Raw genomic sequence first — 10,941 nt, 5'->3', positions numbered from 1 at the left:
TGGGATCTTAACATGACGATTAGTACCAAGATGTTCAACCAACAAACCATCAGCAATTTGAGCCGTCTCTCCGTTCAATTGAGCGAGTTGCAAACCCAGGTGGCTTCTGGACAGAAACCCATCAGGCCCTCGACCGATCCGATTGCAACATCAAAACTGTTTGCCGCAAAAGATCTCCAGGCCGGTCTCGAGCGCTTCCGCAGTAATATGAACAGGATCGAAGCGCGCCTATCGGACACGGATGAGGTCACAGGACAGGTGCAAAACCTGCTGATCCGGTTAAAAGAGCTGTCAATCCAGGCCTCAAATGACACGTTGAATGCAGCAGATCGCATGTCCATCCGCAAGGAAGTCACCCAGCATAAAAATGCGCTGGTCGCCTTGGCCAATAGCCGCGATACGCAGGGGCAAGCCCTATTCGGCGGCTATCAGACAAATGATGATCCCTTCAAAATCAACCTTGACGGATCTGTGGCTTACAGCGGTGACAATGGGTTGCACAGCCTGCCCGTCTCGGCCTCGCTCAACATTACAACCGGCGTGGATGGCGTCTCAAGTTTTATGCGCGTGCAGACCCAAGAGGGCACAAAGTCTGTGTTTGACATCGTGCAAGAGTTTGAAACTTCGCTTGAAAAATCAGCTGTATACGCCACGCAAAGCACGGTCACTTCAGCCGATGGAGCGCTGCTGACCTTTGACATCGGTCCCAATCCAACCCCTTTGGGGCTTCGGATTGAGGGCCCCAATGGACAGGCGGATATCTCTGCGGATATTGTCTTTGGGACGATGGACAGCATGATCGCAGCGGTCAATGCAAAAACAGAATTAACGGGCGTGCGTGCCACGGCCGCAGAAGACGGCAACGGGCTGGTTTTACTCAGCACAGATGGCAATGGCTTCACCATCTCACATATCGACTCTGATGGGGTCACAGGCGCCGAAGCTACGCCCAGCAATACGATTAAATTACAGCAAATTCAGGGTGATGGACGATTGGGAGATACCGTCACTTTGGTCGATAAAGACAGCGATTTGCAAACCTCGCTCTCCGGCTTAGACCAAGCTATTGATCATTTTTCCTTAGTCCAAGCCCAGGTCGGCGCCTATGCCGCAACCGCGCAAATGCAATCTGAACTGCTCGCACGCAAAGAGATTACAGTTGCCGAAGCCATTTCAGGAATAACAGATGCCGATCTGACCGAAGTTGTCACTCAATTGCAAAGCCTCTTGGTCAACCGGGATGCCCTACGGCAGGTTTTTGCAAAAGTTGGGCAACAGAGCCTGTTTGATTTGATCCGATGAAACGCCTTTTCGCCCTCCTGATCATTTTAGCATTAACCCCATTATCAGCGCAGAGCACTGTGCGCGATTGCGAAGAGCTGGCGACGCAAATAGGACAGAACGCCGGTCTGCCGCAACACCTGTTACCAGCAATCGCACGCATTGAGTCCGGTCGCAGCCTAAATGGCAAACGCAAAGCTTGGCCCTGGGCGCTCAATCACGCGGGCAAAGGGCTTTACTTTGAAACAAAATCCTCAGCTCTTGACTACCTAACCACCGCAACCGCGACAGGGCGCACCAATATTGACGTTGGCTGTATGCAGATCAATCACTATTGGCATAGCCAGGAGTTTAAGTCGTTGGAGCAGATGATTGATCCCGTCCAAAATGTGACCTACGCCGCGAAATTCTTACGACAGCTGTATAGACAACACGGCTCTTGGGCCGATGCGGTTCAGCACTATCATTCACCAGATGAAAATCGGGGTAAGCGATATTTCAGCGGATTTACAACTGCGGTTGAGACTATGAATAGCACGGCAAGCAACTCAATTCCCAACCTCGCAATTGCCCCTACTCACTATGAATTCTTCAATCTCGGCACTGCGGGCCAAAACAAGGTCGACATGGGGTTCCAGCTGGCATCAAAGGCAAGTGTTTATGCCCAGTCGAGCACTGTCATACATCCAGAATACGCGCGATTAATTGCCAGCCTAGGGCAATCGGAGGAGACCAATGCACTCATCATGCCGCCATCTTTAAATGACATGACGAAATCTCATCAGGTGCGGGGTGTTTTGCGAAAGCATTGGTCAAAAGTTGAGGCCTTACGCAAATCTCTTGCGGTGAACTAATGTCCTATTTTTCGACATCCTGAACTTGTTCTTGGATGTCCAAATATGCGGAAAATAAATCGGATTCACTCACAACACCGATCATTTTTCCGCCAGGTTCCTCAATCACCGGAATTGTTTCACCAACAAAACCTGACGCCACTTCTATTGCCTCGAGCATGTTTTGATCTGCCTTCAAACGCAATGGCCTGCGGTCCATGATCTCCCGCACCGCCTGATCTTTATCAGCCCCCATGAGGTGAATAATCGACAATTTACCTTCCAGATTACCGTCGTGAGACAGGCAATATGCCTCGGTCTGCCCAGCTTCGCTAAGGAGTTTTAACACGGCGGCAACCGTCGAATCTGTCGGGGTGGATACAAAATCATTATGAGCGCGCTCCAACACGCGCGCTTGAGATAAGCTAAACTTGCCACGGCCAAACTTTAGATCAATTCCTCTATCCAAAAGCTGGCGATCAAAAAACGAATTACCAAATAAATTTGACGAAATAACTTGGCTCACGATCACAGCAAGCAATGTAATGAGGGTGAACTCATAGGAAAGCGTGAGTTCCAAGACAATAAATATCGTCGCCAATGGCGCACCAACGACGCAGGCCGCAACAGAAGCCATACCCGCCAAAGCCAAAGCCATGCCCAAACCCGGCAAACCGATAAGGGCGAAACATTTGGCCAGTACAGCGCCCGTAGCTGCACCAATCAAGAGCGAAGGTGAAAAAACTCCGCCAAAGAAGCCAAAACCAAGGCACAGACTGGTTATGACGATTTTGACCAAAAGTAAGGATAAAATGAAACCTAAACTTCCCTGGATATTTAATACCGACGCCAAAACACCCGTACCAAGGCCCAGAGCCTCGGGTATGAAAAGGCTAACTATGATCACCGCCAGTACGGCGACAAAAATAGTCTGATAAACAGGCCGATTCAATCGAGCATTTAAGCCCGCAAAATATCGCAAGCTATGCATGAAAATTATGGCCACCAATCCAAAGACGACACCAGCAATGGCAACGGGTAAAAATGCACTTACCAGAGTTGGACCGACTTCAACGATTTCAAGCGGATGGGGTATGTTAAAAAAGTAACTCTCCATCGCAGCCGCCACAATAGCGCTTGTCGCTATCGGAGCCATCGCACTTGGCGAATAATGTCTTAAAATCGCCTCATGCGCGAAAATTACCCCTGCAATCGGGGCGGCAAAACCAGAGGAAATCGCCGCGGCGACACCGCAGCCAATGACCACATCCGTCCCAATCCTTAGGTTGAGCACCTTTTTTGCAGCCGTGCCAGCCGTGGCACCAAAATGAACCAAGGGGCCATATTGACCAACCGAGGCATATCCAGCGGCGGAAACTAACGCAGCCATCGTCGATGCTACGCCTGTCTTTATATCCAATTCATCGTTATTTTGATGTGCGGCATAAATAGAATCCGCCGGTCCATTCCACTTTGAGATACCGAAGAGTTTTCTCAAAATTAAAATTGCAATCGCTGCCAGAATTATAAAGAAGCATATTTTGATATCTAAAACGATTGCGCCCAATTGTATAAAACGCGCATCCCCAAACAAATCTAAATTTTGTGCGAATTGTACAAGGTATACAAATCCACCAACTATTACCGATACTATCACACCAATAGCGGCGCCAATTCCTGAGCTTGCGTATATGCTTAGGATGGATTTGGATGACGATTTAAGCTCAAAATGTTTGATTTCATACCCCTTTGCTAAATTATTGAACGGACCAATCTGAAATTTCAACTTATTTTTCACGTGTTGGCATGATTGCTGCACAGCAGGCTGTGAGTAACTGTTCAAAAGGGGTTAATAATGTACGGAATTATCAGATCTGGCATGTCCACAGCTATGCATGAAATTGCAGTCGTCTCCAACAATATCGCGAACTCGGGATCCACTGGCTTTAAGAAAAGTGATGTTTCGTTCAACGATATTTATGGCTCCGCCACGCCCGACACCGTGGCGCGCACGCAAGCCGGGTTCGGCAGTGCCATCGCTGGAACCCGTCGAAATGATGGGCAAGGCGCGATTGTCGACCGTGCCGGTGCGCTTAATCTCGCGATCATTGGCCCCGGAATGCTAACCGTTTCGCCCCCCGGCCCAGACGGTGCCTCGTCCGGAAACCTATTTTACACGCGCAGCGGCGAGCTCACGATCGACAAGGATGGCTATCTGAAAACTGGTGATGGCGCCTTCGTCCAGGGGACCGCGGCGGGCGCAGAAGCGGCTGCAACTCTGTCCGCGCTGCAGATCCCATTTAGCGAAGGCGAAGACGCCTTGACCGGCCTAGAAATTACATCAAGTGGCCAAATTTCGGCAACTTATGGCAGCTCAATTATCGACCGCGGCACGCTCGCCCTCGCAACTTTCGCCAATCAAGGTGCCCTCAAAAACGTTGGATCCGCACGATTTGCAGAAACGACTTACTCCGGCCAACCGTCATTCGGAGTTGCAGGACAATCGGGCTATGGCACGTTGCAAGCTGGTGCGTTGGAAGGATCCAATGTGGACATTACGCAGGAAATGACCGTCATGATCCGCGCACAGCAACAGTTCAGCGGCTCAGCACGCGTCCTCCAGGCCAACTCCGATATGGTCGAAAAATTGACACGATAGTCGTTATCTTAGGCTCGAACACTGATTCGGGCCTAAGAGTCCCTCTCGTCGTCTGAATACCGCGGCATCTCAAAAATATACTTAAAAATTAGTCCAGCAATCCCGATTGCAAAAATAATGGCTACAAAATGCCAAGCTGTCAGGTGTTTTAATGGTTCAAACTTGCTACCTGCGATTGGGATGCAAACAATGAAAAGTGAAGCCGAAACAAGAAAATAGCGAATAATCAAACAGCGGCGGCAAGGCGGAATAGGCTTTTCTTTTTCAGACATTTCGCTGCTCTCTATCTCGTAATTTCCTTCCCCTAGTTATGACCATTTTCAGTAAATTTGTCAAAGTTTGACGCAATTCATAAAATATTTGCTAGCCTAATTAATTTTCCCAGATAAGGTGACGTCCATTAGCTACATAAATGGAGCCCCTGTTGGTACCTTTACGCCCAATAGCAAGTGAACCTTACTTTCAGCCGCAACCTGCGCCAGTTACTGCGCTTGCGGGTGCGATTGGCGTAACCGACAAGCCCCAAACGAGCTTAAGGCAAACCCATTTCGGGGTTGGTCCAACAGAATCTCTGAACACAGTTCCAAACTATAACGCGGATCATCCGAAGGTTCAAATATTCCATCCAAGCCAAGCCCCTTCCGCACAGATCACCGAAAATTTGATAATGGCTCGGGCTCTTATGGCTCCCGCATATGCGCATTCCGGTGCCGCAACCAAAATGGCACGGTTATCAAATATGTTTCAGGATTTGCCTAGATTTGGGTCAGCGGTAAACTTGCTGTCGTAAGCTATAAGCCGTCGAAAACTGAGACCTCTAACTCTGGAAATTCAGTCAGCCATTCTCCATCTTCAATTTTGCTCCAATCCCAGCCAGCGGGCGCCGCCAGCTCTGGCTTAGATCTATACATAAAGATAAAGGGTTTGAACGATTTGGCATCCGCTTCTGCATTTATTTCAGGTGCTTTAACCCCCGCTAAAGCAGAAGAAAAATAGCCCTTTATCTTGCGAGGGGACCCACTCTTATCCACTGTAATACGATGATAAGCATAGCTATTTAAAATTTCTGCGGCATCTTCAACTTCCGCTTCCATCAAATGCCTCAAGTAGCCCTCAGCCGTGGCCAACACCATCTGTTCATTCACGTCAGAATAATGTTTCTGCAATTCTTCCGCGTATTTTCCACAGAATGCTTCTAATCCCATCTCCTCAGACAGGTACCGCTGCGCAATTAGGGCACAAACGGAGGAATAGATCCATGAGGGACAAAATGCAGCCAAACTCGTCTCCACAACTTGCTTGTTGAGTTACAGTAGATCCCGTTTATTTAATATTTCTCCAGGCGTCAATTATCTCATCCAGAATGCCACTGCATACAGCCAAATTAGTTGTTACGTCTCTTTTGAGGGTCTTTTGCAATTGCTCGCGGACGAATTCGTAGATTTTGAATAGGTTACTGGCAATTTCAAAGCCTTTTTCGAAATCGAGGCTTGTTTGCAGGATGTAGACCGCAGTAAAGCCTTTCGATAAATGCAGATTTCGTTGTTCTTCGGTCACGTTATCATTTTGCAGAGCGTTCAAACTGCGCGATAACTCCTTAAGCGTTAACCCTATCATTTCATGAGGGTCGCTCAATGAACTTAACGCAGCATTCTTGGACTTCCTGTATTGATCTCTTGCAAATGCATAATTCACGCTGCTCTCCCGAAGGTTTTTTGATCTCTAAGAATATCAACGGTGCTGATTCGCTATTGTTTAGCTCGAATTCAAAAACAAATTAGAGAATTTTATAATTCACCCGATCCCCGGGTTGCCTGAGGGGTCCACATACTCCGTAAATGGCACTTTGAGTGTCATTTGCTTTTTGTCATCTTCACCAAAGTAGCAGATTTCGACTTCTAAATTCCGTAAACTTGAGCCATCCTGCTCTGATGTTTCATCATTTATCCATTGCCTAAATAGGTTCATAACAGTCTCCCTAACTGGTGTATTAGTAGGGTTCATCTGCAAACTTCATGCCATGCAAACAGAATTAGGTGACCACGAATGACGTAATCTCAACTGCATGAACAAATGGGCTGTGGCCCCATTTCTGCAAAGTTTCATTTAACATATCTTTGATCTGAACCTTCAAGGTTTCTCGGCCGTTTTTTGATAAAAGAACATCTGCGTTCATACCGAGTGCTTGATCCAAGATCAGCGGGGTCAGTTGTAGTTCAAGCTCCGCCAAGACGTCCATGGATGAATTAGCGTATATTTTTTTGTCATAGACGGCCACTGCTATTTCGAAGCTAAAAAGTTGGTTGGTGCCTTCAATGTTGCCCACTAAAGTCGTTCGATATGGAAAATACTGGTATTGTGGCAGTCCCAACATTGCAGCGGCCGCCCCTGCTGCCGCATCGCTGCTCTCGGCTTCGACGTCTTCCACCGGCTCAATGACTGCGGTCGCATCACTCGGATCTGCAAGTCGATCGGCTTCAGGCGAGATTGACATATGACCCGCAAAGAACGCGCTTAAGACAATTGTTCCTGGCAGACCATAAAGCAGACCAATTTTTAATTTTCTCGCCATATCACCCTCCCCTTACTCTTAAACGGCATACTGTTAAAATTCATTAATCGTAAGTCTTGTAGAATTTGTAGTTAGCCATACCCAACTTCAAAAAATTTTGCTGTTTCAAGCTGTCACTTTTTTGACTCGTGCGATCCTATAGACTTATGCAGTAATTAATATTAATTTTTAATCAACAAATAATGCATCCTAAATTTATAAGAAAATCTCTATTTTAGCTTTTATTATTTTCTTTTGAAATTCACTTGGCCCGGTTTTTGCTTCCTTCATTTTACAACATGGAGAGTGATCATGAGTGATATATTTATTGACGCATCGCATTTCGCGCAAGCCGATCATCTATGCGAAATTATATCATCACGGAAATTGGTCGTAAGAGCTGCGAAAAATATTGCTGCGGATGCATTGGGCGGCACTTTGGTCTTTTCTGCGGCACAGGAAAAAGCCATGGGCGGAAATCAGGCTTTAATCGCTTTTGCGCGTTCCTTGAAACCAAAGTTGGTTACTATCATTGATCCCAAAGCAAATCGCTTTGCGATCGAACCGTCTTTGGGCGGTAAAGTTATTCATATTTCCCTGCCGAGCGATGACTTTTTTGCCCTCACTGTTGCCGCCGACTTAATTTGCGCCGATCTGTCCAATATGATTGCGGCGGACCCTATGACCTCTAATTTGTTATCATTGGCAAGCCGGGTGGCGAAGTCTGACGTTACTGTATTCATAAATGGTCCTACGGGCACGGGTAAGGAAGTATTGGCCCGTTTCATTCACGACAAATCTGCTCGCCATGCTTCTCCATTTGTAGCCATTAATTGCGCAGCTATTCCAGAAAATATGTTGGAAGCTGTTTTATTTGGTCACGAAAAGGGTGCTTTTACCGGGGCGTCGGTGGCCAATAAGGGCATATTCCGCGCGGCCAATCTGGGCACATTATTGCTGGATGAAATTTCCGAAATGCCCATTGGATTGCAGTCAAAAATTTTACGCGTTTTGCAAGAGCGCAAGGTAACCCCCCTCGGGGCGCAGACCGAAATTGATGTCGATGTCCGAGTTCTGGCGACAACAAATCGAGATATGCGCTCTGAAATTCAGAAGAATAATTTCCGCGAGGATCTATTTTATCGACTAAATGTGTTTCCCATGGCAACCCAATCGCTTTGCGATCGCGCTCTGGACATATTACCCATCGCGGTCGCCCTACTGCGAAAGCATGCGCCGTCGCTCGAAATGATCCCTTGGTTATCCGAATGTGCGCGGGATGCGCTGTTGGACCACTCATGGCCCGGTAATGTCCGTGAACTGGAGAATGTCATGCAACGTGCGCTGGTGCTGCAATCCGGCGGTGTCATTGAAGCCGAGGATATCATCATTGATGTCGCGCCAATGACACAAATAATGACCAGCCCACCTGCACAACATGCCGCTTTAAGCCGGCTAAGTAGCTAAAGAGGGAGAGCGAGATGACCCAGATCAGTGGATTGAAATTTCAAGTTGAGCAGACACATCTGCAAAACCTCAAAAAAGCGGAACAAGCGCTGGGGACTGAGGCCACCGGACCCAGCTTCTCCGAGCGAATTGCCACCGGGCTAAAAGATGTCGCTGGTGCGCAAAACGATGCCTCTAAATTGGCACAAGATTATGAGCTAGGGCTCGAACAGGACTTATCTAAGGTCATGGTAAGTCAGCAGGTCTCCTCACTTGGCTTCCAGCTAACCTTAAACCTGCGCAACAAGGCGCTCAGCGCTTACAAAGACATAATGAACATGCCGGTCTAATTGGGCCACCAACTTATACGGGCAACAAGGATAACCTGACTCATGGCTACGAACTCACAAATGCTGGACACTTCCTCTGCCGTCAACGTACGGGGCGGTAACTTGGCGACTATGCCCGGAAATTATCTCTCAAATATCCGCACCATCACCGCGCAACCAAGTTTTCAACGTGCCTTTCCCGCGATAATTGCGGTCACAGCGATTGTGATTTGTGTTGTGGTCTTCGCCCTGATGCAGAAACCCTCGAGAACAACGCTTTATGCCTCACTGCCCGAGGCGGAAAAGTCGCGGATTTATGACGCGCTGATCAATAGTGGTGTCGATGTTACGTTAGATCCTACGACTGGCGAAGTTATGGTCCCAGCTGAAGACTATCACAGCTCACGGATCAAATTAGCCGCTTTGGGCCTGCCAGAATCGGCGCCAGATGGCTATGATTCACTTACAGATATTCCAATTGGCACCTCTCGCTCTGTTGAAACAGTCCGCTTGAAACAAGCTCAAGAAATTGAGCTCGCCCGCTCAATCATGGCGATATCTGCCGTGAAGTCTGCACGAGTCCATTTGGCTCTACCCGAAAGATCCGTCTTCATCCGTGAACAAATTCCGCCAACGGCCTCGGTGTTTTTGCAACTTGATCGCGGTCGCTCCCTTGACGAAAATCAAGTGCTCGCGATTATCAACCTAGTCTCGGCATCCATCCCAAGTATGTCCAAGGATAATGTAACCGTGGTGGATCAAGTTGGCCGGCTCTTGTCAAAATCACCTGATGATGCATCCTCAATTTTGACCGACAACCAATTGCAGTACCGCATGCGCCTTGAAAATATTTACCGCTCACGCATCGAAAGCTTGGTTGGCCCCATCGTGGGTGGTGGCAATGCGACGGCCCGGGTGAATATTGAGTTCGATTTCACCCGTCGCGAAATCACTGAAGAAAGCGTAGATCCAAACGGAAACGCCCTGCGAAGCGAACAAAGCTCAGTGGATATGACATCCAACCGTCCGGCTGTTGGCATTCCAGGTGCCACCTCCAACACGGCTCCCAATGAGGCTGAATTGGTTACCGATGGCAGCCAAGCCACCAACAGCTATTACTCCGAAAGCAATGACGTTCAGAATAAATCCTCAAGCGAAGTACGCAATTATGAGGTCAGTCGTAAGACTGAAACCACATCCCAACCGATGAACCAAATTGTCCGGATTGACGCGGCTCTATTGGTTCGGGACCGCACTGCTATTGACCCAGAAACCGGCGAAAGTGTGGTGCAACCTTTTGACGACAAAGTTCTACAGGACATTAGAAGTTTGGTCTCAAGCGCCATTGGCTTGAAACCAGAGCGGGGCGATACGCTGATTGTGAACTCGCAACCCTTTATGCAAGAGCTGCCGGATGCAGTAACAATCAAATGGTTTGAAGCTAGCTGGGTGAAAGATCTCGGGAAAAGCATCGCGATGATCCTGATGCTGGCCGTTGTGTCCCTTGGCGTGATCCGGCCATTGCTCTCACGACTTCTGGTTCCGGCTGGCGGTGACGTCGTCGCGCGCGGTGGCGTGTCGGATGATGAGATCGAGGGGATGGAGTCCATCGAAGTCAGCGCCGGTGAAACGCTGGAGGAAATCAAAGCGAAACTTAAGCCTAAAAAGGCGAATATCTCGATGGAAATGCTCGATACCGCCAATACTTATGACGATAAAGTCGCTCTCATCCGCATGATCGTGGGCGATGAAGCTGGCCGGGTTTCGAACGTGTTCAAGCAACTGATGCAAAAAGATATGGATATGTTAGGGTAAATCCTTAGGGATATTGAAGGGGAACGA

Annotated in this window: 11 protein-coding genes; 6 read left to right on the top strand and 5 right to left on the bottom strand. The window is 48.3% G+C overall.

Translation table 11 applies throughout. The features are described from left to right. The first annotated feature begins 12 nt into the window (after positions 1 to 12). Both flgL and RCA23_RS15925 read left to right on the top strand, forming a co-directional pair. Positions 13 to 1,302, top strand: a complete 1,290-nt coding sequence (flgL, locus tag RCA23_RS04040) for a flagellar hook-associated protein FlgL (RefSeq protein WP_044049206.1) — start codon at positions 13 to 15, stop codon at positions 1,300 to 1,302. Beyond that, the gene (locus RCA23_RS15925) at positions 1,299 to 2,135 is read left to right on the top strand and encodes a transglycosylase SLT domain-containing protein (RefSeq protein ID WP_052377022.1); all 837 of its coding nucleotides are present in this window, start codon (positions 1,299 to 1,301) and stop codon (positions 2,133 to 2,135) included. The genes flgL and RCA23_RS15925 overlap by 4 nt, the downstream gene beginning before the upstream one ends. Positions 2,136 to 2,139: 4 nt before the next feature. On the opposite strand, the gene RCA23_RS04030 is transcribed toward RCA23_RS15925, so the two are convergent. After that, a complete protein-coding gene (locus RCA23_RS04030) occupies positions 2,140 to 3,912 on the bottom strand; it encodes a chloride channel protein (RefSeq protein ID WP_052377021.1) in 1,773 nt (590 codons plus the stop codon). 57 nt (positions 3,913 to 3,969) lie between these two features. Between RCA23_RS04030 and RCA23_RS04025 the strand changes: the two genes are divergently transcribed. Further along, positions 3,970 to 4,773 carry a flagellar hook-basal body protein gene (locus RCA23_RS04025; protein WP_044049205.1) on the top strand — a complete coding sequence of 268 codons (804 nt, stop codon included), beginning with the start codon at positions 3,970 to 3,972 and terminating at the stop codon, positions 4,771 to 4,773. A gap of 32 nt (positions 4,774 to 4,805) precedes the next feature. Here RCA23_RS04025 and RCA23_RS04020 read toward each other — a convergent pair whose 3' ends face one another. The 4 genes from RCA23_RS04020 to RCA23_RS04000 form a co-directional block, all read right to left on the bottom strand. Beyond that, the gene (locus tag RCA23_RS04020) at positions 4,806 to 5,045 is read right to left on the bottom strand and encodes a hypothetical protein (RefSeq protein WP_044049204.1); all 240 of its coding nucleotides are present in this window, start codon (positions 5,043 to 5,045) and stop codon (positions 4,806 to 4,808) included. Positions 5,046 to 5,564: 519 nt separating this feature from the next. Further along, a complete protein-coding gene (locus RCA23_RS04015) occupies positions 5,565 to 5,978 on the bottom strand; it encodes a hypothetical protein (RefSeq protein WP_044049203.1) in 414 nt (137 codons plus the stop codon). Positions 5,979 to 6,096: 118 nt separating this feature from the next. Further along, positions 6,097 to 6,468 carry a flagellar export chaperone FliS gene (locus tag RCA23_RS04010; RefSeq protein ID WP_044049202.1) on the bottom strand — a complete coding sequence of 124 codons (372 nt, stop codon included), beginning with the start codon at positions 6,466 to 6,468 and terminating at the stop codon, positions 6,097 to 6,099. A 337-nt stretch (positions 6,469 to 6,805) separates the two neighbouring features. Continuing rightward, complete coding sequence (locus RCA23_RS04000; RefSeq protein WP_044049200.1) at positions 6,806 to 7,345, bottom strand: flagellar basal body-associated FliL family protein; 540 nt, start codon at positions 7,343 to 7,345, stop codon at positions 6,806 to 6,808. 291 nt (positions 7,346 to 7,636) lie between these two features. Between RCA23_RS04000 and RCA23_RS03995 the strand changes: the two genes are divergently transcribed. The 3 genes from RCA23_RS03995 to fliF are packed head-to-tail and all read left to right on the top strand — an operon-like array spanning position 7,637 to position 10,914. Next, the gene (locus tag RCA23_RS03995; protein ID WP_044049199.1) at positions 7,637 to 8,791 is read left to right on the top strand and encodes a sigma 54-interacting transcriptional regulator; all 1,155 of its coding nucleotides are present in this window, start codon (positions 7,637 to 7,639) and stop codon (positions 8,789 to 8,791) included. A gap of 14 nt (positions 8,792 to 8,805) precedes the next feature. Continuing rightward, positions 8,806 to 9,120: a flagellar hook-basal body complex protein FliE gene (gene fliE, locus RCA23_RS03990; protein ID WP_044049198.1), complete on the top strand. Its 315-nt coding sequence runs from the start codon at positions 8,806 to 8,808 to the stop codon at positions 9,118 to 9,120. 42 nt (positions 9,121 to 9,162) lie between these two features. Beyond that, the gene (fliF, locus tag RCA23_RS03985) at positions 9,163 to 10,914 is read left to right on the top strand and encodes a flagellar basal-body MS-ring/collar protein FliF (RefSeq protein ID WP_236631392.1); all 1,752 of its coding nucleotides are present in this window, start codon (positions 9,163 to 9,165) and stop codon (positions 10,912 to 10,914) included. Positions 10,915 to 10,941 lie beyond the last annotated feature (27 nt).

The organism is Planktomarina temperata RCA23, assembly GCF_000738435.1.
In the GTDB taxonomy this organism is placed as follows: domain Bacteria; phylum Pseudomonadota; class Alphaproteobacteria; order Rhodobacterales; family Rhodobacteraceae; genus Planktomarina; species Planktomarina temperata.
This window is presented reverse-complemented; position numbering and strand designations above follow the sequence as displayed.

What these genes read in the sequence shown, in the direction of transcription:
- flgL (WP_044049206.1), top strand. Translation starts at nt 13, where the DNA reads ATGACGATTAGTACCAAGATGTTCAACCAACAAACCATCAGCAATTTG.
- RCA23_RS15925 (WP_052377022.1), top strand. Translation starts at nt 1,299, where the DNA reads ATGAAACGCCTTTTCGCCCTCCTGATCATTTTAGCATTAACCCCATTA.
- RCA23_RS04025 (WP_044049205.1), top strand. Translation starts at nt 3,970, where the DNA reads ATGTACGGAATTATCAGATCTGGCATGTCCACAGCTATGCATGAAATT.
- RCA23_RS04020 (WP_044049204.1), bottom strand. Translation starts at nt 5,045, where the DNA reads ATGTCTGAAAAAGAAAAGCCTATTCCGCCTTGCCGCCGCTGTTTGATT.
- RCA23_RS04015 (WP_044049203.1), bottom strand. Translation starts at nt 5,978, where the DNA reads ATGGGATTAGAAGCATTCTGTGGAAAATACGCGGAAGAATTGCAGAAA.
- RCA23_RS04000 (WP_044049200.1), bottom strand. Translation starts at nt 7,345, where the DNA reads ATGGCGAGAAAATTAAAAATTGGTCTGCTTTATGGTCTGCCAGGAACA.
- RCA23_RS03995 (WP_044049199.1), top strand. Translation starts at nt 7,637, where the DNA reads ATGAGTGATATATTTATTGACGCATCGCATTTCGCGCAAGCCGATCAT.
- fliE (WP_044049198.1), top strand. Translation starts at nt 8,806, where the DNA reads ATGACCCAGATCAGTGGATTGAAATTTCAAGTTGAGCAGACACATCTG.
- fliF (WP_236631392.1), top strand. Translation starts at nt 9,163, where the DNA reads ATGGCTACGAACTCACAAATGCTGGACACTTCCTCTGCCGTCAACGTA.